Genomic DNA, 21,186 nt, shown 5'->3' with positions numbered 1-21,186 from the left:
GGATCGTCTTCATCTGGGCGGTGAACTCCGGCCGCCTGCTGGAGACCTCGCTCGGCTATTACATCAATCCGCTGGTCAACATGGCCGCCGGCGCCCTTGCTGTTCCGCGAGCGCATCGACCGGATCGGCCAGACCGCCATCGCGCTCGCCGGCGTCGGGGTCGTGGTCCAGGCCGTCGCGCTCGGCCACCTGCCCTGGGTGTCGCTGGCGCTCGCCCTGTCGTTCGGCGGCTACGGGGTGGTCAGGAAACAGGTCGCGGCCGACGCCCAGACCGGCTTCCTCGTGGAATGCCTGCTGCTCGGCCTGCCCAGCCTCGCCTTCCTGATGTGGCTTCAGGCCCAGGGGACCGGCCATTTCGCCGACAGCGCCGCCACGGTGGCTTGGCTGATCGCCGCCGGACCGATCACCGCCATTCCGCTCGTCCTCTTCGCCTGGGCGGCCCGGCGCATGCCGCTCTCGGCAATGGGCTTCCTGCAATTCATGGCCCCGACCATCAGCTTCATGATCGGCATCGCCCAGGGCGAGCCCTTCACGCCGGTCCGGGCGCTGTCGTTCGGCTTCATCTGGGGCGGGGCGGCGGTGTTCCTCTACGGGGCCTGGCGGCGGAGCCGCGCCGTGCTCAACGCCGAGAAGATCGTCCAGGCCGCCGCCGCGGAATAGCCGCCGGTCGCGCGGCCGCTGGCGCCGGACGACCTTCGCCTTCAGGCTGAGGGGATGCTGCGGACCGTCCTCGTTCTTCTTGCGCTCGCCCTGCCCGCCGAGGCCGTCGAACCCGATCCAGCCCACGCCGACCGGGTCTTCGCCCGCACGACGACGCAGGTCGCGCCCGGCGTCTGGCTGATCGCCAAGCCGGCCGTCACCGACCCGCCGTTCGAGGGCAATGTGGTCGTTATCGAGCAGGCGAAGGGTCTGGTGGTGATCGACGCCGGCGGGTCGCCGACCTCGGGCCGCGCCGTCGTCGCCGAGATCCGCAAGGTTTCCAAGAAGCCGGTCCGCTGGATCGCCTACACCCACTACCACGGCGACCACAACCTGGGCGCCGGAGAGCTGCTGGCCGCCTGGCCCGAAGCGGTGACGGTCTCCACCGCCCAAACCAAGGCCAACATGGAAGGTCCGCCGATGACGTATGTGGCGGGCTATGCGCAGAGCTATTCAGCCATGGCCGACGTGGCGGCGAAGCGGGCCGACGACACGGCCCTGCCGGAAGCGCTGAGGGCGGGCTGGCGGCGCACGGCGGAGGCGGGGCCCGGGATGGTCGCCGGCTACACGGGCCTGAAGCCCTTTCCCGCCCAGCGGACCTTCACCGGCCGCTTCGATATCCCCCGACGCCCAGCGGCCCGTGGAGCTGCGCTTCCTCGGCCGCGGCAACACGGATGGCGACGCCATAGCCTGGCTGCCGAAACAGCGGATCGTGGCCAGCGGCGACCTGGTGGTCGCCCCCGTCCCCTACGCCGCCCACACCTATCCCGGCGAGTGGATCGTGACGCTCCGGAAGCTGAGGGCCATGCAGCCCGCCGTGCTGATCCCTGGTCACGGCGCGCCGATGCGCGACACGGTCTACGTCGACCGGCTGATCGCGGCGCTCGAGGGCCTCCGCGCGCAGGTCGCGCCGCTGAAGGACCTGCCGCTCGAGGAGGTGCGCAAGCGCGTGGACCTGACCGCCATGAAGGCTGGCTTCACCGGCGGCGACGCCTGGCTCGCCTTCCTGATCGACGCGGTTTTCACGAACGACCTGATCGGCAACGCCTGGAAGGAAGCGCGCGGCGAGGCGGTCGTGCAGGGGAAGGGTTGAGCGGCCGCCCGCTCCTCACCCGTCACCCCGGCACAGGGCAGCGGAGAGCCTGCGGCCCTCCGGGATGACAATCTAGGGTGAGGTTCAAAGCCCCGCGTACGCCGCCTCGATCAGCCGCTTGGGGCGCAGGTCGCCCATCAGCGCCGTGCCCTGCTTGTTCATCACATAGGCGCAGCCGAGCTTCCGCTCCGGGTCGGCGAAGGCGCAGGAGCCGCCCCAGCCGGAGTGGCCGAAGCTCTGGTTCCCCGGGCCCCAGGGGTGCTCGGTCTCGTTGCGCATGAAGCCCGCGCCCCAGCTCATGAAGAACGGCAACACCAGGTCCTGGCCGCGGATGCGCTCCCGGGCCGCCTCGGCGATCAGGGCCGGCGACAGGATCTCGTCGCCGTCCAGCCAGCCGTCGTTGGCCAAGGCGCCCATCAGCCGGGCCAGCGCCTCGGCGGTGGCGTGGCCATTGGTCGACGGGATCGGCAGCGCCCGCCATTCTGCCTGCGGCCGGCCGGCAGCGGCGGACCAGGGGACCAGGAAGGCCGCCTTGGTGGGCTCGTTGCGCTCGCCGAAATCCGGCAGGGCCGACGGCCGCTGCAGCTCGGCCAGCCGGTCGGCCTCGGTCTCCGGCAGGCCCATCCAGAGGTCGAGGCTGAAGGGCTGGGCGATGTCCTCGCGCAGCGCCTGGCCCATGGTCCGGCCGTCCACCCGGCGGAAGATCTCGCCGGCGATATAGCCCACGGTGATCGGGTGATAGCCGCTGGCGCTCCCCACCGGCCACATCGGCGCCATGGCCGCCAGCCTGGCGCAGATGGCGTCCCAGTCGAACCAGGTCACCGGGTCCATCGGCTCGGGGAAGCCCGGCAGGCCGGCCTGATGGGAGATCGCCTGTTCGATGGTGACGGCCTCCTTCCCCGCCTGGGCGAACTCGGGCCAGACGCTGGCGACGGTCTGGCCGTAGTCGAGCTTCCCCGCATCCACGAGCCGGGCGATCAGCAGGGCGGCCATGGCCTTGGTGGTCGAGAAGATGGTGGCCAGCGTCCGCTCGTCGAACGGCCTGGTCCGCGCCCGGTCGGCGTGGCCGCCCCAGAGGTCGATCACCACCTCGCCCGCCTCGACCAGGGTGAAGCGCGCGCCCAGCTCCTCGCCGGCGGCGAAGCTGGCGGCGAAGGCGTCCTTCACGGCGCTGAACCGCGCCGGCGCGAAGCCCGAAATCTCGACCATGCCTACTCCGTGGGACGTTCGTGGAAGCCCTGCGCGCCGTCGTCCTGCGCGGGCGTGCGGACCACCTCGGCGACCCGCGCGCTGGGCGGACCCTTGGCGCAGGCCGCGGCGAAGGCGTCGAGGCCGGCCCGTTCGCCGATGGCCAGGGCCTCGACCGAGCCGTCGCGCCGGTTGCGGACCCAGCCCGCCAGCCCCAGCCCGCGGGCGGCCTCCACCGTCCACCAGCGGAAGCCCACGCCCTGGACGCGGCCCTCGATCCGGAAGTGCTCCGCCTCGCGCATCAGAGGTGTTCTATACGCACCTCTGCGGTCGGCCGCACGAGGCGATCGCCCAACGCCACGATCGGCAGCTCCTGCGCCCGCCAGTCCTGACCGGCCTTCACCGTCTCGGCCGCGGCGCGCGACGCCCGCTCGGCGGCGGCCAGCGCCGGCAGGCCCTCCACCAGGCCCGCACCGAACGAGGCGGTCACCAGGTCGCCGGTGCCGCTCGGCGCGCGCTCGAGCCGCGGGTGACTGAAGAGCGTGGCCGAGACCTCGTCCACATAGAGCAGGCCGATCCGGTCGTCGCCGGCCGGCACCGAGGTGATCAGGGCGCATTTGCCGAGCTCGCGCGCCGCGGCGGCGGCGTCGGCCGCGTCGACCACATGCCGCCCGACCAGTTGCGACAGCTCCCAGACGTTGGGGGTGATCCAGTCGGCGATCGGCACGAGCCGCTCGGCCACCGCGGCCGCGACCTCGGGCCTCACATAGAGTCCCTTGGGCTCGTCGCCCATGATCGGGTCGACCACCACCGTCGGGCGGCCGGCGAAGGCGCCCTCCCGGTTGGCGGCCCGGACGCGCTCCAGCACGCCGGCGGCGATCTCCACCTGCTCGGGGAGCGAGAAGTGGCCGGTGATCACCAGGTCCACCAGGCCGAACAGCGCGTCGGCCTCGATATCGCCGAGCATCCGGCGGAACACCTCCGGCGAGGTCACCTGGCCTTCCGCGCCCCGGGCAGGGTTGCGGCCGAACATGACGGTGGGCGCCAGGACCGGGTCGATCTTGTGCTGGGCCAGCACATACTGCTGCGCGGCGCCGCCGATCCGCGAGGCGGCCACGAACGACGACATGACGAGCGCCAGCGGCATGGCCGCAGGGTTTAGCTTAGGTGAAGCTCGCCTCCTACCCTTCTCCCCTCGCGAGAGAAGGCGTCGGCCGCAGGCTGACGGATCAGAGGTGGCGCAACGGCCCCGCGCGAAAACGAAGAAGGGCCTCGCGGCGACGCCGAGAGACCCCTCATCCGACCCCAGCGGGGATAGTCGTCTCCCTCAGGGGAGAAGGAAACTAGTAGCGGTAGTGCTCGGGCTTGAACGGGCCCTGGACCGTGACGCCGATGTAGTCGGCCTGGTCCTTGGAGAGCTTGGTCAGCTTCGCGCCGAGCTTGTCGAGATGGAGCATGGCCACCTTCTCGTCGAGGTGCTTGGGCAGGGTGTAGACCTTGGTCTCGTACTTCGCGCCGTTGGTCCAGAGCTCGATCTGGGCGAGCGTCTGGTTGGTGAAGGACGCCGACATCACGAAGCTCGGGTGGCCCGTGGCGTTGCCGAGGTTCACCAGGCGGCCTTCGGACAGGACGATGATCTTCTTGCCGTCCGGGAACTCAACGTGGTGGACCTGATCCTTGATCTTGTCCCACTTGAAGTTGCGCAGGCCGGCGATCTGGATCTCGCTGTCGAAGTGGCCGATGTTGCAGACGATGGCGTTGTTCTTCATCGCCCGCATATGGTCGACGGTCAGAACGTCCTTGTTGCCGGTCGCCGTGACGAAGATGTCGGCCTTGTCGGCGACGTCTTCCATGGTCTGGACCTCATAGCCCTCCATGGCCGCCTGCAGGGCGCAGATCGGGTCGATCTCGGTGACGATGACGCGGGCGCCGCCGTTGCGCAGCGAGGCCGCCGAGCCCTTGCCCACGTCGCCGTAGCCCAGCACCACCGCGACCTTGCCCGCCAGCATCACGTCGGTGCCGCGGCGGATGGCGTCCACCAGGCTCTCGCGGCAGCCGTAGAGGTTGTCGAACTTCGACTTGGTCACGCTGTCGTTGACGTTGATCGCCGGGAACGGCAGCTCGCCCTTCTCGGCCATCTGGTAGAGGCGGTGAACGCCCGTAGTGGTCTCCTCGGAGACGCCCTTGCAGGCGTCACGGATCGCCGAATAGAAGCCCGGCTTCTCCTTGAGGTAGCGCTTCATGACGGTGAAGAGGGCTTCCTCTTCCTCGTTCTGCGGATTGTTCAGGACCGAGGGGTCCTTCTCGGCCTTCGGGCCCAGCACGCAGAGCAGGGTGGCGTCGCCGCCGTCGTCGAGGATCAGGTTCGGGTAGCCGCCGTCGTGCCACTCGAAGATCTTGTGGGCGTACTCCCAGTACTCCACCAGCGTCTCGCCCTTGATGGCGAAGACCGGGGTGCCCTTCACCGCGATGGCGGCGGCGGCGTGGTCCTGGGTCGAGAAGATGTTGCACGAGGCCCAGCGGACCTCGGCGCCCAGCGCCTGCAGGGTCTCGATGAGGACGCCGGTCTGGATGGTCATGTGGAGCGAGCCGGCGATCCGGGCGCCCTTCAGCGGCTGGGCCTTGCCGAACTCGGCGCGCACGGCCATCAGGCCCGGCATTTCGGTCTCGGCGATGTCGAGTTCCTTGCGGCCCCAGTCGGCCAGCGAGATGTCCTTCACGACGTAGTCGGTCATGGGGCGTACGGGTCCTGATGCGGAATTTGGGGTTTGCGGCTCTATAGCCGCGACGCGCCAGCGTCGCAACCGGGACATAAGGATTTCTTTATATGAACCGCGACGGCGGGTCGCAGCTCACCGCCAGAACTTCGGAGCCTCGTCGAGCTTCTCGAAGGCCTTGACCGCCTTTTCCACGTGGAACGGCTTTCCCGCCGTCTCCAGGCCCACCAGCTCGCCGGCGGCGAAAGCGGCTTCCGGTGACAGGGCCAGAGATTCCAGCAGCGGGGCGGCGGTCGCCGCGTCGTTCAGCGCCCCCCAGTTCCTCCTGGAGCTCCTTCAACCGGCCGATGAACCGGGTCGTCGCCTTCTCCGGGAAAAGGCTGGCGAAGGTCTCGGCGCCGTAGCGCAGCTTCTTGGCCTCGATGCGGGCCCTGTGGCGCTTCTCGTCGGTCGTGGTCGCCAGGTCGCGGGCCAGCTTGCGGAGCTTCTTGCGGCGGTGGTCGAGGGCGGCGGCGGCGAAGGCGGTCGCCTTCTGGTCGCGGACGTCGCGCCCCTCCTCGTCCGACAGCCAGGCGCCGGTCTCGATCCAGGCGGTGACGTCGATCATCAGCTTGCGGAAGCGGGCCGAGGCGGCGGTTCGGCCGACGTCGAGGTTGGCCGCGTCGCGGGCGGCCTCCACCGCGAGCTTCAGGGCGTCGATCCCGGCCGGCGGCGGCTTCATCGCCCCGGCGGTTTCGTCGATCCGCTCCAGGAGGACGTGGAGGTTGCGGGCGGAATCGCAGGCGTGTCCCAGCCAGCGCAGCTCGTCCTTCACCGCCTCGGCCCCATCCTCGTCGAGCAGGGGCTCGAAGGTCGCGATGACGCTGCGCAGCCGGCGGGCGGCGACCCGGAGCTGGTGCACGGCCTCGGGCTGGGGGTCGGCCCGCAGCACCGCCGCATTGGCGGCGATCTGGCCCAGCGCATTGCGCGCCGTGGCCTGGAAGGCGCCGGCGGCGGTGACTCCGCCCTTCAGTTCGACCCGTTCCTTGCGCCTGGCCTGCAGCGGCGCGCCGGACACCAGGGCCTGGCCGCGCGAGGCCTTTCCATCGAAGGAGAGATAGAGCGGCGCGGCCTCGCCGAGCTCTCGGGCCAGGTCGAAGAGGGCGGTCGGGTCGCCGGACTTGAGCTCCAGCTCGACCTCGCTGATCGCCGCCGTGCGCCCGCCGGCGCGGACCTCGCCCTCGTCGAGGGCGAGTTCGATCTCGGCCTTCCGGTAGCGGACGAGCCGCTGCCGCCGCGTCACGTGCACATTGAAGGACGCGCTGAGCGCCAGCGCCTCACCGTTCGGCAGGAGGTCGTTGAGCGGCCCGAGCGACGGGTCGGGCCGGTCGCCCTTCACCGGCGCCTCGTGCTCCTCCCGCGTCAGACCCGAGCCGCGCTTCAGTGTCTGGACGCGCTGTCCCTTACTGTGACGCACGCGGAGCGAGACGCCCTGCTTCTGGAGGCGCTGGTCCGGCGTGTCGAAATAGGTGCTGACCAGTTCGCGCGTCTCGTCCTCACCGGACGGCGCGGCCGCCAGCACTGCGGCAAGATCGGCCGGAGCGCAGAGGAACTTCAGCTCGATCTCGTGGGAAGCGCCCATACAGGCGTCCTTCTATGGACCAGATCCAGCAGGCGCCTACCATATCAAGTCGGGCGCAACATGCGCAGGATCAACAAAAAGCGAGAAAATTGCGGGGCGGCGCGGCTTGCCGCCCGCAGCGTGAGGGGCTCTAAGCGCGGCCATCGTCCCGAAGGAAACGCCATGAATGCTCCCTTCCGCCCCTCTGATCCCGCCCTGCCGCGGCACGACTGGACGCTCGAGGAGGTGGAGGCGCTGTTTGAGCTGCCGTTCACGGAGCTGGTCTTCCGGGCCGCGGAGGTCCACCGCGCCTGGTTCGATCCGACCGAGCTGCAGATCAGCCAGTTGCTCAGCGTGAAGACCGGCGGCTGCGCCGAGAACTGCGGCTACTGCGCGCAAAGCCAGCACTTCAAGACCGGCCTGAAGGCGTCCAAGCTGATGGAAGCCGAGGCAGTGATCGCCGCCGCCCGCGAGGCGAAGGCCGGCGGCGCTCAGCGCTTCTGCATGGGCGCGGCCTGGCGCGACCTGAAGGACCGCGACCTGCCGAAGGTCGCCGAGATGATCTCGGGCGTGAAGGCCCTCGGGCTCGAGACCTGCGCGACGCTCGGCATGCTGACCGCCGACCAGGCGAAGGCACTGAAGGCCGCGGGCCTCGACTTCTACAACCACAACCTCGACACCGGTCCGGACTACTACGACCAGGTCGTCACCACCCGCACCTACCAGGAGCGGCTCGACACCCTGGCCCACGTCCGCGACGCGGGGCTTTCCACCTGCTGCGGCGGGATCGTTGGCATGGGCGAGACCCGCCGCGACCGGGCCGGCCTGCTGCACCAGCTCGCCGTCCTGCCGGCCCACCCGGAAAGCCTGCCGATCAACGACCTGATGCCGATCCCGGGCACCCCGCTCGGCGGCTCGGAGCCCGTCGACCCGCTGGAGTTCGTGCGGATGATCGCCGTCGCCCGCCTGGTCTGCCCGAAGTCGGTGGTGCGCATCGCCGCCGGCCGCGAGCACATGAGCCGGGAGCTGCAGGCGCTCTGCTTCCTCGCCGGCGCCAATTCGATCTTCGTCGGCGGCCGCCTCCTGACCACCAACAATCCCGAGAAGACCGCCGACGAGGCCCTGCTCGCCGACCTGAAGATGCGGCCAATGGGCATGAAGGTGTCGGCGCCGGCCTAGCTCAACCGTCCTTCGGGCCCTATCTCTGGGCGCGAAGAGGGGGACGCGTGGATCCGATCATCAGCATCGACGGGCTGTCGAAGACCTATGCCGGGGGTTTCCAGGCGCTGAAGGGCGTCAGCCTGGACATCCGCAAGGGTGAGATCTTCGCCCTGCTGGGGCCCAACGGCGCCGGCAAGACCACGCTCATCGGCATCACCTGCGGCATCGTCAATCCGACGGGCGGAAGGGTCCTGGCCGCCGGCCACGACGTGGTCCGCGACTACCGCGCCGCCCGCGCCAAGATCGGCCTGGTCCCGCAGGAGATCTCCACCGACGCCTTCGAGACCGTCTGGGCGACGATGAAGTTCTCCCGCGGCCTGTTCGGCCGCGCGCCCGACGACGCCTACCTGGAGAAGGTGCTCCGCGACCTCAGCCTCTGGGACAAGAAGGACGCCAAGATCATGGCTCTGTCCGGCGGCATGAAGCGCCGGGTGATGATCGCCAAGGCGCTCAGCCACGAGCCGGAGATCCTGTTCCTCGACGAGCCGACCGCCGGCGTCGACGTGGAGCTCAGGCGCGACATGTGGGAGATGGTCCGGGGCCTGCGCGAGCGGGGCGTGACCATCATCCTGACCACCCACTACATCGAGGAAGCCGAGGAGATGGCCGACCGGATCGGCGTGATCTCCCGGGGCGAGCTGATCCTGGTCGAGGAGAAGACCGCGCTCATGCGCAAGCTCGGCAAGAAGCAGCTCACCCTGCACCTGCAGGAGCCGCTGGCGGCCGTGCCGGCCGGCCTGGGCGCCTACCAACTCGAGCTCGCCAACGAGGGCTCGGACCTGATCTACACCTTCGACACCCAGGCCGATCACACCGGCATCGCCGAGCTGCTGCGCGAGCTTTCCAAGCAGGGGGTCGACTTCAAGGACCTCCAGACCAGCCAGAGCTCGCTGGAGGAGATCTTCGTCAGCCTGGTCCGGGGGGCCCGCGCATGAACCTGCACGCCGTCCAGGCCATCTACCGGTTCGAGATGAGCCGCTGGCTGCGCACCATCGTCCAGAGCGTGGCCGCGCCGGTGATCACCACCTCGCTCTACTTCATCGTCTTCGGGGCGGCGATCGGCCGCCGGATGCCGGAGATCGACGGCGTCAGCTACGGGGCCTTCATCATCCCCGGCCTGATCATGCTCTCGATCCTCACCGAGAGCATCTCCAACGGCTCGTTCGGGATCTACATGCCGAAGTTCGCCGGCACCATCTACGAGGTGCTCTCCGCGCCGATCTCGGTCGTCGAGATCGTCCTGGGCTACGTCGGGGCGGCGGCCACCAAGTCGGTGGTGCTGGGGCTGATCATCATGGCCACGGCGCGCATCTTCGTGCCCTACGAGATCGCGCATCCCTTCGTGATGCTGGCCTTCCTGGTGCTGACCAGCGTCACCTTCTCGCTGTTCGGCTTCCTCACCGGCATCTGGGCCGACGGCTGGGAGAAGCTGTCGATCATCCCGATGATGGTGGTGACGCCGCTGACGTTCCTCGGCGGCAGCTTCTATTCGATCGACATGCTGCCGGACGTCTGGCGGACGATCGCCCTCTTCAACCCGGTGGTCTACCTGGTCTCCGGCTTCCGCTGGGCCTTCTACGGCGTCTCGGACGTCGGCGTGGGCGTCAGCCTGGCCGCGACGGCCGGCTTCCTGATCGCCTGCCTGGCCGCGGTCACCTGGATCTTCCGCACCGGCTGGCGCCTGAAGACGTAGGCCGGCGTCCTACTCGTCTTCCTCGAAGCGGCACTCGACGAGGGCGCAGAGCGCCGCCAGCGCCTGGGCGGCCTCGTCGCCTTCGGCCCTGATCTCGATCTCGCTGCCGGGACCGGCGGCCAGCATCATCAGACCCATGATCGAGCGGGCGTCGACGGTCTGGCCGTCCTTGGAGACCGTGACCTCGGCGTCGAAGGCCGACGCGGTCTTGACGAACTTGGCCGAGGCGCGGGCGTGCAGCCCCCGCTTGTTGCAGATCTCGACCGTGCGGGCGGCTTCGCTCACTTCTCGCCGGCCAGCACGTAGGACGCCACGGAGATGTACTTGCGCCCGGCCTCCTGGGCGCAGGCGACCGCGTCCTCCAGGCTCTGGCGGGTGCGCACGGACGCGAGCTTGATCAGCATCGGCAGGTTGAGGCCGGCGATGACCTCGGCCTTGGTCTGCTCCATCACCGAGATGGCCAGGTTGGACGGCGTGCCGCCGAACATGTCGGTGAGCAGGATGACCCCGCCGCCGGAATCGACGCGGCCACAGGCCGCCAGGATGTCCTGGCGCCGGCGCTCCATGTCGTCTTCGGGCCCGATGCAGATGGCCTCGACGGCGCTCTGCGGGCCGACCACGTGCTCCATGGCGAAGATGAACTCCTCCGCCAGCCGCCCGTGCGTCACGATCACGAGCCCGATCATGAAATGTCTCTCAAGGGGTATCCCCACCCGGCCGCGGCGTGCGCGAGCGGGCCTAAATAACCCTCTTGGGGCCGGCGTCAAAGGCGGCGAGCGCGTGACCGAGTTTCGCAGGCGCCGAGGATTCGCTCAGCGCGAGAACGATCAGAGGGACCTTCAACCCGAGGATGTCGGCGGCGACGGGGTCGGGAATGCGCTCCGGCTCGCCGGCCCGGACGACCAGCGCCACCTCGGCGAGCGGCAGGGTCTCGAACCGCGGCACGCCGACCCCGCGCACCTCCATGAGGCCGGAAATCGTCTCCGGCGCCCGGCCGAACAGGCGGCCGTCCGACAACCAGAGCGTCGTGCGGTCGTCGGCCACCAGCCGGAAGCCCTCGCCGAGCGCGCGGAGCATCAGGTCGCTCTTGCCCGATCCGGACGGCCCCTCCACCAGGATCCCGCGCCAGGCGCCGCTTGGCCCGCGGATGGCGATCAGCCCGGCATGGACGATCATCCGCCGGCCACCGGCAGGGTGAGGATGAAGAGCGCGCCCACGACCTGGTCGTCGGCGCCCAGCCGGTTCTCCGCGTGCAGCGTGCCGCCGTGCGCCTCGGCGATCTGGCGGGCGATCGAAAGGCCGAGCCCCGAGTTGCCGCCGAACGCCGCCCCCTTTGGCCGGGAGGTGTAGAAGCGCTCGAACACCGTCTCGAGGTTTTCCGGCGGGATGCCCGGGCCGTTGTCGGCGACGGTGACGATCGCCTGGTCGCGCACCCGGTGCAGATTGACGGTCACCTCGTCGCCGGGCGGCGAGAACGAGCGGGCGTTGTCCACCAGGTTGCGGAAGATCTGGCCGAGCGGGCCCTCGCGGCCCAGCACCACCACCGGCTCCATCCCGCCGGGGGCTGGAAGCGGACCCGGACGTCCCCCGGCTTCAGGGTCGCGTCGTAGAGGTTCACGATGTCGAAGATCAGCCGCTCCAGGTCGATCGGCTTGGGATTGTCCCGTGACAGCTCGGCGTCCAGCCGCGAGGCGTTGGAGATGTCGGTGACCAGCCGGTCCAGCCGCTGGACGTCGTTCTTCAGCACCTTGAACAGCCGCTCCCGGGCGGCTTCGTCCTTGACCAGGTCGAGGGTCTCCACCGCCGAGCGCATGGAGGTCAGCGGATTGCGGATCTCGTGCGCGACGTCCGCGGCGAAGCTCTCGATGGCGTCCATCCGCTCCGAAAGCGCGTGCGTCATGTCCTCCAGGCTGCGGGTCAGGTCGCCGAGCTCGTCGTCGCGCCCGGCGAGGTCGGGCAGCGAGATCGCCCGGGCCCGCGCCTGCCGCACCCGGTCCGCGGCGCGCGACAACCGGCGCACCGGCTGGGCGATCAGCCGGTTGAGCAGCAGAGACGACAGCAGGGTCACCGCCACCGCGATCAGGATGAAGGGGATCAGCGAGGCCCGCTCGCGGGCGATGATCTCGTCCACGTCGCGGGCTTCCAGCGTCAGGACGCCGAGCACCGCCTGCACATGCTGGATAGGGATCGAGACCGAGACGACGCGGTCGCCGCCGCCGGTGCGCCGGAGGCCGGCCACGTGTTCCCCCGCGGAGCGCCCGCTGGAGCTCGGCCTCGAGCGCCCGGCCGGCCGCCTCCGGCGTCGGCGCCGAGCCCTTGGGCATCTCCAGCCGCATGCCGCCCTCGCTCTCCTGGCGCGGCCTGGCCGGCGGCAGGGGGCGGCTATCGACGCGGTCGAGCACCCAGTCGCTGTCTGCCACCACCTTGCCCTCGGCGTCGAACAGCCGGGCGCGCTGCCCCTTGGGGTTGGCCAGGAGCTGCAGGACGATGTCGTTGGCGTAAGCCGCGTCCATGGCGGGGGCCGGCTCGCCCACCGTGGCGGCCTGCTCGATGATCGAGGCCATGAGCTCGCCCTGGGTGGTCAGGCTGTCGATCCGCGCCTCGACCAGGCCGCGCCGGAGCTCGTTCATGACGAGGGCCCCGGCGACGAGGATCGCCAGGCCGAGCACATTGAGCGCGATGATCAGCCGGCCGAGCCGGGTGCCCGGCAGCCACGACAGACGCGAACGACGCGCCGGCCGCTCAGCTCTCCCGGTATCGGTAGCCGACGCCATACAGGGTTTCGATCGCGTCGAACTCGGGGTCCACGTCGCGGAACTTCTTGCGCATGCGCTTGATGTGACTGTCGATCGTGCGGTCGTCGACATAGACCTGATCGTCGTACGCCGCATCCATCAGGTTGTCGCGGCTCTTCACGAAGCCGGGCCGCTGCGCCAGCGACTGCAGCAGCAGGAACTCGGTGACGGTCAGCTTCACCGGCTTGCCGTCCCAGAGGCAGTCGTGGCGCGCCGGGTCGAGCGTCAGCTTGCCGCGCTTGATCGCCCGCGAGCCTTCCGCCCCGGCCGGCGCGGCCCCGGGCGCCGCCGGCTCCTCGCCTTCGACACCGGCCCGGCGCAGGACCGCCTTCACCCGCTCGATCAGCAGGCGCTGGCTGAACGGCTTGTGCATGTAGTCGTCGGCGCCGAGGTTGAAACCGAGGATCTCGTCGATCTCCTCGTCCTTGGACGTCAGGATGATCACCGGCAGGTCCGAGGTGCGGCGCAGGCGGCGCAGCACCTCCATCCCATCCATGCGGGGCATCTTCACGTCGAGGATGGCGAGGTCAGGCGGATCATTCTCCAGCGCCGCGAGGCCGGCCGCGCCGTCGAAGTAGGCCTTCACGGCGTGGCCGTGGCTTTCCAGCGCCAGGCTGACCGACGTCACGATGTTTTCGTCGTCGTCCACCAGGGTGATCTTGGCCATTTGTCGTCGATGTCTCCGTCGAAGATTGGTGAAGCTAGTCGTCGCGCACCGTGGCCTCAATGGGGCGGCGGGCAAGGCGTTCCGGAAAGGGCCTCTTAAGGTTGTCGTGTCAGGTTCACGGCCTTACCGGCGATTGAGCATGAGATGAGCGGCGCACGCGTACACTTCGAGGTTTTCGTGCGGCGCAAGCCCGGGGGCGAGCTGGACGCTGGAGCTGGCGACGGAAGATCGCGCCACCGCCGTCACGACCGCCGAGGCCACCTTCCAGGACGGCGGCGTCCATGCGGTGAAGGTGACCAAGGAAACGCAGGACGCCGCGAGCGGCGAGTTCCAGTCGGTCCAGATCCTCAATCTGGGCATGCCCGAGCCGATGACCAAGCGGCGCGCGCCCGCCGAGAACCTGGAGCCGCTCTGCGTTACGCCCCAGGACCTCTACAGCCTTCATGCCCGTGACCGGATCGGCCGGCTGCTGGAGGCCTGGCTGGCGCGGAAGTCCGCGACGCCGTTCGAGCTGCTGCACCGCCCCGACCTCGTCGAGCAGTTGGAGGCGGCCGGCAACGAGCTGCAGCACGCCGTCCAGAAGGTCGCCGTCCCGGAGGCCCAGGCCCGCGGCGCCAACACCCACGAGATGATGCGCACCTTCCACGGCCTGATCGACCGGGCGGTGGAGCGTCTGATGAAGGACTGGCGGCGCGGCGCGCTGCCGGACCTCTCGAAGGAAACCTTCGCCGGGGCCGCCGAACGGCTCGCGGGCGACCCCGACGGGGCCTACTACCTCGGCTGCGGCGTCGCCATGAGCCTGGTGAGCTGCAAGGACTGGAACGAGAAGCTCTCGCGCCTGATGGACTTCGCCGCCGCGGCCCCGCCGGCCGCGGGCCCGGCGCGCAGGCTGGCGATCACCGTGCTTCAGGCCCCGATCGCCGAGATCCTGGAGAGCCGCGCCGGACTCGAGGCCATCGTCGGCAAGACCGAGAACCTGGGCGCGTCGCTGGCCGCCCTGACCCGCCTGGCGGCCGCCGATTCCGTCGACATGCTGGTCAAGGTCGAGAAGTCGGTCGCCAAGGTGATGCCCGAGCTCAGCACCGAGGCCAAGCGACTCCGGGCGCTGGCTGGGCGGCGAGGATTTCGTCGAGGTCCGCACCGCCCTTGGCAAGCGCATCATCACCGAGCTGAACGGCCAGCGCCGGCTGGCGCCGGGCGAGGCCGCGCTCGAGATCGACATCCTGCGCGCGCTCGCCATGTCGCTGACCGCCGCGGCCGGCAAGCTCCTGCCGATCGAGGACGTGCAGGCCGCCTTCTCCCACCGCTCGAAGATGCTGGTGACGCCGGACTTCGTGGAAAGCTACCTCGGCCAGGGCAAGACCGCCCGCCAGGAGGCCGAGGCGCTGGTCTGGCTGGCCGAGAATGTGATCGGGCCGCAGAACAAGCGCAGCGCCGCGCGCTGGCTGAAGACCGTGGTCGGCAACCCGCCCTTTGAGAAGGAAGCGCTGACGTCCGTCGAGACCCCGCCCGTGCGGCTGGCGGCGCTCGCCGCGCTGCAGCGCGGCGTCGCCCGGTGCGGCCTCGCCCCCGAGGACGTGGCGCCGCTGCAGGAGCGGATCGGCCAGGTCGGCGGCCGGGTCGAGGCCGAGGCCCGGCTGATCGCCGCGCTCATCCGCGCCACCGCGCCGGCCGTCCAGAAGCTGACCTTCCTCCTCAAGCTCGCCAGCGGCGAAACCGCGCCTCTCGGCCCGGCCGCCGACCGCGCCCGTGGCGAGGCCATGCGCCTGGTCCGGGAGGAAGCGGTGCGCAACGAGCTCGCCAAGTCGCCCGAGCAGATGGCCGCCGTCCGCGACCTGGTCGAGAAGGCGGCGGTCGCCGCCTAGAGGCCAAGCGCCTCCGCCAGCGCCGTCACGACGACGCCCACGTCGTCGTCCGCCATGCCGGGATAGAGCGGCAGCGAGAGGCAGCGCGCATACCAGGCCTCGGCCCCCGGCAGGTCCTGCGGGCCGTAGCGTTCCACATAGTAGGGCTGGCGGCTCACCGGGATGTAGTGGACCTGGCTGCCCACGCCCCGGGCCTTCAGCGCCTCGACCACCTCCAGCCGCGTCCGGCCGGCGGCCTCGAAGTCGATCAGCACGCTCATCAGGTGCAGGACCGGATCGCTCCAGGCGGGCGACGCCGCCTGGACCACGTGCGGGGCGAGCGGCGCCAGGGCCTCGCCATAGGCGGCCGCCAGCGCCCGGCGGCGCGCCGCGAAGCGGTCGAGCTTGGCGAGCTGCGAGAGACCGAGCGCGCAGAGGATGTCGGGCAGCCGATAGTTGAAGCCGGGCTCCGGCATCTCGTACCACCAGGGCTCGCAGCCCTCCGGCCGGACCATGCCGTGGCTGCGCAGGGTGCGCAGGCGCTGGGCGACGCCTTCGTCGTTCGTGGTGATCATTCCCCCCTCGCCGGTGGCGATGGTCTTCACCGGGTGAAATGAGAAGGTGGCCATGGCGCTGCGGCGCACATCGCCGATCATCTCCGTCACATTGCCGAAGGTGGCCGTCGTTCCGAGGGCATGGGGCGCGTCCTCCACGAGGACGGCGCCGGCGTCGCGGGCGAGGGCTTCCAAGGCCGGCAGCTCGCAGGCGTCGCCGCGCAGGTGCACCGGCAGGACCGCCTTCACCGGGCCGTCCGCGCGGGCGAGCGCGTCGCGCAGGGTGTCCGGCGTGATCAGTCCGGTCGTCGGGTCGACGTCGGCGAACATCACCTCGGCGCCGACGTAGCGGGCGCAGTTGGCCGTCGCCAGGAAGGTGATCGCCGGGACCACGACACGGTCGCCCGGACCGATCCCGAGCGCCAGCATCGCCAGGTGGAGCGCCGCCGTGCCGTTGGCGCAGGCCACCGCATGGGCCGCGCCGACCTTGGCCGCGAAGGCGTCCTCGAAGGCCGCGACCGTGGGGCCGGTGGTCAGGAAGTCGGCCTTCAGCGCCGCAACCACCGCGGCGATGTCGTCGTCCTCGATGGTCTGCCGGCCGTAGGGGAGCATCAGTCGCCGACCCGCCGGCGCGGCGCGGCCGCCCCCGGCCCGATCATCGCCAGGAAGGCGGCGGGGCTGAGCCACTGCTCGTTGGTGTCGGAGGCGTAGCTGAAGCCCTCGGCAAGCCGGCCGCCCTCCAGGGGATCGCGGGTGTAGTCCGCGAACGCCGGCTCTATGGCGTAGCGGTCTCCAAGATTGACCGTGCCGCGCGCATCGTCGGCGGAGATCATCATCTCGTGCAGCTTCTCGCCCGGCCGGATGCCGATCACCCGGGTCGCCAGCCCGGGCGCCATGGCTTCCGCCATGTCCACCACCTTCATCGACGGGATCTTCGGCACGAAGATCTCGCCACCGCGCATGATGTCGAGCGACGACAGGACGAAGTCCACGCCTTCATCGAGCGTGATCAGGAACCGGGTCATCCGCGGGTCGGTGATCGGCAGCTCCGTGGCGCCCTTGGCGATCAGCCGCTGGAACAGCGGCGCGACCGAGCCGCGCGAGCCCACGACATTGCCATAACGGACCACCGAGAACCGCGTGCCGATGTCGCCGGAGAGGTTGTTGGCCGCCACGAAGGTCTTGTCGGACGCGAGCTTGGTGGCCCCGTAGAGGTTCACCGGGTTGCACGCCTTGTCGGTGGAGAGCGCCACCACCTGCTTCACCCGGTTGGTCAGGCAGGCCCAGACGACATTTTCAGCGCCCAGCACATTGGTGTGGATGCACTCCGACGGATTGTATTCCGCCGCCGGCACCTGCTTCAGCGCCGCGGCGTGGATCACCACGTCGACGCCACGCAGCGCCAGCGTCAGGCGCTCGCGGTCCCGGACATCGCCCAGGAAGAAGCGCATGCAGGCGAGCTGGTCGGGGGCGAACCGTTCGGCGAGGTCGATCTGCATCTCGCTCTGCTTCAGCTCGTCGCGCGAGTAGACGATCAGCTTGCGCGGCGCAGCTCCGCTCAGCACGGCCTCGACGAACCGCCGGCCGAAGGAGCCGGTGCCGCCGGTGATCAGTATGACCTTGCCGTCGAGGTCGAGCTTGGTCGGCGCAAATCGGCCCAAGGGCGCTCCAGCGTGCGTGCGAATCTCTGTTGCGGGGAGATTCCGGCCCGGTCCGTAAAGAGAGCGCTAACCATAGTCGGGCAGGAAGGAGATATGCGACGCCGCGCCCTTCTCGCCCTGATCGCCGCCGCCTGGCCGGCGATGGCCGCCGCCGCCGGCAAGAAGGAGGGCGGCGAGAAGAAGCGCTCGGGCGGCGCCACCTACATCGTGATCCAGACGCTGACGGCCACGACGAACAAGGGCGGCGGCCGGCGCGGGGTGTTCACGGTGGAATGCGGCCTCGACGTGCAGGACGAGAAGCTGCGCACGCTCGCCGAACAATCGATCCCCCGCCTGCGGGCGGCCTATGTCCAGGTCGTCCAGGCCTACGCCACCGGCCTCGCCCCGGCCACGGCGCCGAACGCCGACTTCCTGGCTCAGACGCTGCAGCGCCAGACCGACCTGGTGCTCGGGAAGACCGGCGCCAAATTCCTGCTCGGCGCCATGCTGGTCAACTGAGGTCGCGGAGACCTCTTCCTCACATCGCGCTGATGCCGCCGTCGAGCTTCAGCTCGGCGCCGGTCATGAACCGGCTCTCGTCGGACGCCAGGTAGAGCACTGCGTCGGCGATGTCCTTCGGCTGGCCGATCCGGCCGAGCGGCACCTGGCGGGCGAGCTTGGATTCCGCCTCTTCCTTGCCGAACCGCTGGCGCAGAGGGTCGAGGATCGGGGTGTCGATGAAGGTCGGGTGGATGGAGTTCGACCGCACGTCCAGGCCCTGCTTGGCGCAGTGCAGGGCGATGCCCTTGGAAAGCAGCCACACCGCGGCCTTCGAGGCGTTGTAGACCGGCGTGTTATGGGCGGCGATCAGGCCGGCGATCGAGCTGATGTTGACGATCGAGCCCGGCTGGTTCTGGCGCAGGTACTTCAGGGCGTGCTTGGTCCCGAGGAAGACGCTGTCGGTGTTGACGCTCATCACCAGCTTCCAGTCCTCGAAGCTCAGCTCCTCGATGTTGCCGCCCCGGCTGATGCCGGCGTTGTTCACCAGGACGCTGAGTCCGCCCATGGCCGCGTCGGCCTCTTCCAGGGCGAAGATCCACTGCTCCTCCTTGGTGACGTCGAGCGGGAAGGCGAACGCCGTCCCGGCCCCGTGGGCGGCGTTGATCTCGGCGGCGATCGCCTCGGCCCCCGCAGCATTGATGTCGGCCACCGTCACCTTGGCGCCTTCCTCGGCCAGGCGTCTGGCCATGGCCGCGCCCAGCCCCTGGGCCCCGCCGCTGATGAAGGCCTTCTTGCCCGCGACCCGTCCCGCCATGTCCTATTTCTCCCCTGCCTGGCCGGCGGCCACGGCGTCCATGAAACGCGCGAGCGTCACGTCCAGCTCGGTCACCCCGTCGGCGTCGTGGGTGGCCAGAGTCACGTCCACGCGGTTGTAGACATTGAACCACTCCGGATGGTGGTCGAGCTTGTCGGCCATCAGGGCCACCCGGGTCATGAAGCCGAAGGCCTGGTTGAAATCCCGGAAGCGGAACGTCCGCTGGATGGCGTCCCGGCCGCTGGTGTCGGCGCCCCACTCGGGCAGGCTTTTCAGCGCCTCCGCGGCGCCCACGGTCGCTGGCCGGGTCATGCGGCCTCTCCTGTGCCGAAGTCGAGGCCGACGGCGGCCGAGAGCTCGGAGAGCGTCTGGTCCACGTCGACCACCTTGATCGCCGTCATGCCGAGCCCCGCCGCCGGCTTGCAGTTGATGCCGAGGTCGTCGAGGTAGACGCAGGCCTCGGGCTGCACGGCCAGCAGGTCGCACATCATCAGGTAGATGCGCGGGTCGGGCTTGCGGACGCCGGCCTTCGAACTTTCGATGATCGCGTCGAACAGCGGCATCACCTGGGCCATGGCGCCGGCCATCCGCTGGCCTTCGTCCTGGCCCGGGCTGTGCTCGGAGACCACATTGTTGGTGATGCAGCCCACCTTGAAGCCGGCCGCCTTGCACGCCTTCAGCGCCGCGACCATCCGGGGCCGCAGCGACCCCGACAGCAGCGGCAGGACGTCGGCGCCGCGCACCGGATGGCCCAGCGCCGTGGATTCCTCCAGGAACAGCTCGTCGAAGCGGGCGGCGCCGATCTCATTGCGTTCGAAGAGCGCCCAGGCGTTGTGGTCGCCATTGGTGGCATTGACCCGCCGGATCAGATCCTTCGGCAACCCCTTCTCCGCCTCGTAGCGGTTGAAGGCCTCGAACGGCGAGGAGGTGAACACCCCGCCGAAATCCCAGATCACCGCCTCGACAGCCATGCACGTCCCGCCTTCCTGACCGGCGGCGGACGCTAGAGAGTGACACGGGACCGTGCAAGTAAGGGGCGATGCTTCCCGCCCGACTTCCCAGGCCGCTCCGCCTCGGCGCCTATGCCGCGGCCGTCGCCGTCCTGCTCTGGCTGTGCCTGGCGCCCACCGAGAGCCTGCCGCAGCCCGAGAACCTGGGCGACAAGTCGGAGCACCTCATCGCCTGGTTCGTCCTGACCGCCCTGGGGTTGGCGCTGTCGCCCCGCCGCTGGCGGGCGATCGCCGGCTTCGCCCTGCTGCTTGGCCTGGCCATCGAGGTCCTGCAGGCGACCCTGGGGTTCGGACGGCACGGCGACTGGCGGGACTTCGTGGCCGACGCCGCCGGCGTCCTGCTGGCGCTCGCCCTCTTCCTGCCGTTCCGCCGCCGGCTCGACCCGGCGCAGGCCGCCGCCTAAGCTCCGCGCCATGCCGGGCCGCCCGTTCATCTACCTCGCCACCCCCTGCTTCGGCGGCCTGGTGAACCTGCACTTCATGCAGTCGGTGCTGCGCCTGCAGGAGGCCTGCGAACAGCGCGGCGTGGGCCTGCACGTGGAACTGCTGGCCAACGACGCCCTGATCACCCGGGCGCGCAGCCGGCTGGCGGCAAGCTTCCTGGCCCATCCGGAGGCCAGCCACCTGCTCTTCATCGACGCTGACATCGGCTTCGAGCCCAAGACCGTCTTCCGCCTGCTGGACTCGGGCCACGACGTGGTCGCCGCGGTCTGCCCGCTGAAGCACATCGACTGGGACAAGCTCAGGGCCGCGGCCAAGGCCGACGTCGCCGACCTGCAGGCCGCCTCGATCGGCTACGTCGTCCGCTTCCTGCCGACGGCCGACAGCTCAGTGGAGGTGCACGACGGCATCGCCAAGGTGGCCTACGGCGGCACCGGCGTCCTGATGATCTCGCGGTCCGCCCTCACCCGCATCGCCGAGGCGCATCCCGAGCTGAACGCCGTGCTCGAGGACGGATCGCGGGCCGTGATGGTGTTCGACACCCTGCTGGAGGAGGCGACCGGCGAATACCTCTCCGAGGACTACGCCTTCTGCCGCCGCTGGCGCGACCTGGGCGGCGACATCTGGGCCGACATCGAGGCCCGCCTCACCCACGTCGGCCACGCCGCCTACACCGGCAGCCTGATCCAGGCGCTCCGGCGGGGCTGAG

24 protein-coding genes and 2 pseudogenes are annotated in these 21,186 nt (G+C 70.0%); 11 read left to right on the top strand and 15 right to left on the bottom strand.

Going from position 1 to position 21,186, the window contains the following annotated elements; genetic code table 11:
• The first annotated feature begins 96 nt into the window (after positions 1–96).
• The 3 genes and pseudogenes from LRS04_RS26695 to LRS04_RS07370 all read left to right on the top strand — a co-directional run bounded on the left by LRS04_RS26695 (position 97) and on the right by LRS04_RS07370 (position 1,792).
• Positions 97–660 (top strand): hypothetical protein, encoded by a 564-nt coding sequence (locus LRS04_RS26695; protein ID WP_308238092.1) that lies wholly within the window; start codon positions 97–99, stop codon positions 658–660.
• Positions 661–714: 54 nt separating this feature from the next.
• A pseudogene (locus tag LRS04_RS27715) lies at positions 715–1,239 on the top strand (MBL fold metallo-hydrolase); the annotation flags it as partial.
• A 100-nt stretch (positions 1,240–1,339) separates the two neighbouring features.
• Positions 1,340–1,792: a hypothetical protein gene (locus tag LRS04_RS07370; protein ID WP_257815800.1), complete on the top strand. Its 453-nt coding sequence runs from the start codon at positions 1,340–1,342 to the stop codon at positions 1,790–1,792.
• An 84-nt stretch (positions 1,793–1,876) separates the two neighbouring features.
• Here the strand turns inward: LRS04_RS07370 and LRS04_RS07365 are convergent, their stop codons facing one another.
• The 5 genes from LRS04_RS07365 to LRS04_RS07345 form a co-directional block, all read right to left on the bottom strand.
• The gene (locus LRS04_RS07365) at positions 1,877–3,001 is read right to left on the bottom strand and encodes a serine hydrolase domain-containing protein (protein ID WP_257815799.1); all 1,125 of its coding nucleotides are present in this window, start codon (positions 2,999–3,001) and stop codon (positions 1,877–1,879) included.
• Between the two features lie 2 nt (positions 3,002–3,003).
• A complete protein-coding gene (locus tag LRS04_RS07360) occupies positions 3,004–3,282 on the bottom strand; it encodes an acylphosphatase (RefSeq protein WP_257815798.1) in 279 nt (92 codons plus the stop codon).
• The gene (locus LRS04_RS07355; protein WP_257815797.1) at positions 3,282–4,127 is read right to left on the bottom strand and encodes a PfkB family carbohydrate kinase; all 846 of its coding nucleotides are present in this window, start codon (positions 4,125–4,127) and stop codon (positions 3,282–3,284) included. The genes LRS04_RS07360 and LRS04_RS07355 overlap by 1 nt, the downstream gene beginning before the upstream one ends.
• A 196-nt stretch (positions 4,128–4,323) precedes the next feature.
• Positions 4,324–5,715, bottom strand: a complete 1,392-nt coding sequence (gene ahcY, locus LRS04_RS07350) for an adenosylhomocysteinase (RefSeq protein WP_257815796.1) — start codon at positions 5,713–5,715, stop codon at positions 4,324–4,326.
• A gap of 88 nt (positions 5,716–5,803) precedes the next feature.
• Positions 5,804–7,318 (bottom strand): CYTH and CHAD domain-containing protein, encoded by a 1,515-nt coding sequence (locus LRS04_RS07345; RefSeq protein WP_257815795.1) that lies wholly within the window; start codon positions 7,316–7,318, stop codon positions 5,804–5,806.
• A gap of 162 nt (positions 7,319–7,480) precedes the next feature.
• Here LRS04_RS07345 and bioB point away from each other — a divergent pair, with 162 nt between their 5' ends.
• From bioB to LRS04_RS07330, 3 genes are read left to right on the top strand one after another with little or no spacing between them, the layout of a single operon-like run.
• A complete protein-coding gene (gene bioB / locus LRS04_RS07340) occupies positions 7,481–8,476 on the top strand; it encodes a biotin synthase BioB (RefSeq protein WP_257815794.1) in 996 nt (331 codons plus the stop codon).
• 47 nt (positions 8,477–8,523) lie between these two features.
• A complete protein-coding gene (locus tag LRS04_RS07335) occupies positions 8,524–9,453 on the top strand; it encodes an ABC transporter ATP-binding protein (RefSeq protein WP_257815793.1) in 930 nt (309 codons plus the stop codon).
• Positions 9,450–10,211 (top strand): ABC transporter permease, encoded by a 762-nt coding sequence (locus LRS04_RS07330; protein WP_257815792.1) that lies wholly within the window; start codon positions 9,450–9,452, stop codon positions 10,209–10,211. Before LRS04_RS07335 ends, LRS04_RS07330 begins: the two co-directional genes overlap by 4 nt.
• Positions 10,212–10,220: 9 nt before the next feature.
• Here LRS04_RS07330 and LRS04_RS07325 read toward each other — a convergent pair whose 3' ends face one another.
• The 5 genes and pseudogenes from LRS04_RS07325 to LRS04_RS07305 all read right to left on the bottom strand — a co-directional run bounded on the left by LRS04_RS07325 (position 10,221) and on the right by LRS04_RS07305 (position 13,673).
• Complete coding sequence (locus LRS04_RS07325; RefSeq protein WP_257815791.1) at positions 10,221–10,496, bottom strand: HPr family phosphocarrier protein; 276 nt, start codon at positions 10,494–10,496, stop codon at positions 10,221–10,223.
• Complete coding sequence (locus tag LRS04_RS07320; RefSeq protein ID WP_257815790.1) at positions 10,493–10,897, bottom strand: PTS sugar transporter subunit IIA; 405 nt, start codon at positions 10,895–10,897, stop codon at positions 10,493–10,495. The genes LRS04_RS07325 and LRS04_RS07320 overlap by 4 nt, the downstream gene beginning before the upstream one ends.
• A 52-nt stretch (positions 10,898–10,949) precedes the next feature.
• Positions 10,950–11,387 carry an HPr kinase/phosphorylase gene (locus LRS04_RS07315; protein WP_257815789.1) on the bottom strand — a complete coding sequence of 146 codons (438 nt, stop codon included), beginning with the start codon at positions 11,385–11,387 and terminating at the stop codon, positions 10,950–10,952.
• Positions 11,384–12,985: pseudogene (locus LRS04_RS27710) on the bottom strand (ATP-binding protein). The gene LRS04_RS07315 and the pseudogene LRS04_RS27710 overlap by 4 nt, the downstream one beginning before the upstream one ends.
• Complete coding sequence (locus LRS04_RS07305; protein ID WP_257815788.1) at positions 12,954–13,673, bottom strand: response regulator transcription factor; 720 nt, start codon at positions 13,671–13,673, stop codon at positions 12,954–12,956. Before LRS04_RS07305 ends, LRS04_RS27710 begins: the two are co-directional and overlap by 32 nt.
• A 292-nt stretch (positions 13,674–13,965) precedes the next feature.
• Here LRS04_RS07305 and LRS04_RS07300 point away from each other — a divergent pair, with 292 nt between their 5' ends.
• Positions 13,966–15,150 carry a hypothetical protein gene (locus LRS04_RS07300; protein WP_257815787.1) on the top strand — a complete coding sequence of 395 codons (1,185 nt, stop codon included), beginning with the start codon at positions 13,966–13,968 and terminating at the stop codon, positions 15,148–15,150.
• A complete protein-coding gene (locus tag LRS04_RS07295) occupies positions 15,080–15,538 on the top strand; it encodes a hypothetical protein (RefSeq protein WP_257815786.1) in 459 nt (152 codons plus the stop codon). The genes LRS04_RS07300 and LRS04_RS07295 overlap by 71 nt, the downstream gene beginning before the upstream one ends.
• Here the strand turns inward: LRS04_RS07295 and pseC are convergent.
• A complete protein-coding gene (pseC, locus tag LRS04_RS07290; protein WP_257815785.1) occupies positions 15,535–16,683 on the bottom strand; it encodes a UDP-4-amino-4,6-dideoxy-N-acetyl-beta-L-altrosamine transaminase in 1,149 nt (382 codons plus the stop codon). The two genes, LRS04_RS07295 and pseC, sit on opposite strands and share 4 nt — an antisense overlap.
• On the bottom strand, positions 16,683–17,732 hold the full coding sequence (gene pseB / locus LRS04_RS07285; RefSeq protein ID WP_257815784.1) for a UDP-N-acetylglucosamine 4,6-dehydratase (inverting): 1,050 nt from the start codon (positions 17,730–17,732) through the stop codon (positions 16,683–16,685). The genes pseC and pseB overlap by 1 nt, the downstream gene beginning before the upstream one ends.
• Before the next feature lie 93 nt (positions 17,733–17,825).
• On the opposite strand from pseB, the gene LRS04_RS07280 reads away from it, so the two are divergent.
• Positions 17,826–18,230: a Tat pathway signal protein gene (locus LRS04_RS07280; protein WP_257815783.1), complete on the top strand. Its 405-nt coding sequence runs from the start codon at positions 17,826–17,828 to the stop codon at positions 18,228–18,230.
• A 19-nt stretch (positions 18,231–18,249) separates the two neighbouring features.
• On the opposite strand, the gene LRS04_RS07275 is transcribed toward LRS04_RS07280, so the two are convergent.
• Genes LRS04_RS07275 through LRS04_RS07265 form a run of 3 tightly spaced genes read right to left on the bottom strand, consistent with a single transcriptional unit; the run spans position 18,250 to position 19,997 of the window.
• Positions 18,250–19,026, bottom strand: a complete 777-nt coding sequence (locus LRS04_RS07275) for an SDR family oxidoreductase (protein ID WP_257815782.1) — start codon at positions 19,024–19,026, stop codon at positions 18,250–18,252.
• A 3-nt stretch (positions 19,027–19,029) separates the two neighbouring features.
• Positions 19,030–19,338: a 4a-hydroxytetrahydrobiopterin dehydratase gene (locus LRS04_RS07270; protein ID WP_257815781.1), complete on the bottom strand. Its 309-nt coding sequence runs from the start codon at positions 19,336–19,338 to the stop codon at positions 19,030–19,032.
• Positions 19,335–19,997, bottom strand: a complete 663-nt coding sequence (locus tag LRS04_RS07265) for an HAD-IA family hydrolase (RefSeq protein ID WP_257815780.1) — start codon at positions 19,995–19,997, stop codon at positions 19,335–19,337. The genes LRS04_RS07270 and LRS04_RS07265 overlap by 4 nt, the downstream gene beginning before the upstream one ends.
• 68 nt (positions 19,998–20,065) lie before the next feature.
• Between LRS04_RS07265 and LRS04_RS07260 the strand changes: the two genes are divergently transcribed.
• Together LRS04_RS07260 and LRS04_RS07255 are read left to right on the top strand one after the other, a co-directional pair.
• On the top strand, positions 20,066–20,440 hold the full coding sequence (locus LRS04_RS07260; protein WP_257815779.1) for a VanZ family protein: 375 nt from the start codon (positions 20,066–20,068) through the stop codon (positions 20,438–20,440).
• Positions 20,441–20,450: 10 nt separating this feature from the next.
• A complete protein-coding gene (locus LRS04_RS07255) occupies positions 20,451–21,185 on the top strand; it encodes a hypothetical protein (protein WP_257815778.1) in 735 nt (244 codons plus the stop codon).
• Position 21,186 lies beyond the last annotated feature (1 nt).

Origin of the sequence: Phenylobacterium sp. J367, assembly GCF_024699985.1 — a bacterium.
Lineage (GTDB): Bacteria > Pseudomonadota > Alphaproteobacteria > Caulobacterales > Caulobacteraceae > Phenylobacterium.
Note: the sequence above shows the minus strand (reverse complement) of the source record. Positions and strands in the feature narration are given on the sequence as shown.

Coding starts and splice junctions, on each gene's coding strand:
- LRS04_RS07365 (WP_257815799.1), bottom strand. CDS start 3,001: ATGGTCGAGATTTCGGGCTTCGCGCCGGCGCGGTTCAGCGCCGTGAAG.
- LRS04_RS07360 (WP_257815798.1), bottom strand. CDS start 3,282: ATGCGCGAGGCGGAGCACTTCCGGATCGAGGGCCGCGTCCAGGGCGTG.
- LRS04_RS07355 (WP_257815797.1), bottom strand. CDS start 4,127: ATGCCGCTGGCGCTCGTCATGTCGTCGTTCGTGGCCGCCTCGCGGATC.
- ahcY (WP_257815796.1), bottom strand. CDS start 5,715: ATGACCGACTACGTCGTGAAGGACATCTCGCTGGCCGACTGGGGCCGC.
- LRS04_RS07345 (WP_257815795.1), bottom strand. CDS start 7,318: ATGGGCGCTTCCCACGAGATCGAGCTGAAGTTCCTCTGCGCTCCGGCC.
- bioB (WP_257815794.1), top strand. CDS start 7,481: ATGAATGCTCCCTTCCGCCCCTCTGATCCCGCCCTGCCGCGGCACGAC.
- LRS04_RS07330 (WP_257815792.1), top strand. CDS start 9,450: ATGAACCTGCACGCCGTCCAGGCCATCTACCGGTTCGAGATGAGCCGC.
- LRS04_RS07320 (WP_257815790.1), bottom strand. CDS start 10,897: ATGATCGGGCTCGTGATCGTGACGCACGGGCGGCTGGCGGAGGAGTTC.
- LRS04_RS07315 (WP_257815789.1), bottom strand. CDS start 11,387: ATGATCGTCCATGCCGGGCTGATCGCCATCCGCGGGCCAAGCGGCGCC.
- LRS04_RS07305 (WP_257815788.1), bottom strand. CDS start 13,673: ATGGCCAAGATCACCCTGGTGGACGACGACGAAAACATCGTGACGTCG.
- pseC (WP_257815785.1), bottom strand. CDS start 16,683: ATGCTCCCCTACGGCCGGCAGACCATCGAGGACGACGACATCGCCGCG.
- LRS04_RS07280 (WP_257815783.1), top strand. CDS start 17,826: ATGCGACGCCGCGCCCTTCTCGCCCTGATCGCCGCCGCCTGGCCGGCG.
- LRS04_RS07275 (WP_257815782.1), bottom strand. CDS start 19,026: ATGGCGGGACGGGTCGCGGGCAAGAAGGCCTTCATCAGCGGCGGGGCC.
- LRS04_RS07270 (WP_257815781.1), bottom strand. CDS start 19,338: ATGACCCGGCCAGCGACCGTGGGCGCCGCGGAGGCGCTGAAAAGCCTG.
- LRS04_RS07265 (WP_257815780.1), bottom strand. CDS start 19,997: ATGGCTGTCGAGGCGGTGATCTGGGATTTCGGCGGGGTGTTCACCTCC.
- LRS04_RS07260 (WP_257815779.1), top strand. CDS start 20,066: ATGCTTCCCGCCCGACTTCCCAGGCCGCTCCGCCTCGGCGCCTATGCC.
- LRS04_RS07255 (WP_257815778.1), top strand. CDS start 20,451: ATGCCGGGCCGCCCGTTCATCTACCTCGCCACCCCCTGCTTCGGCGGC.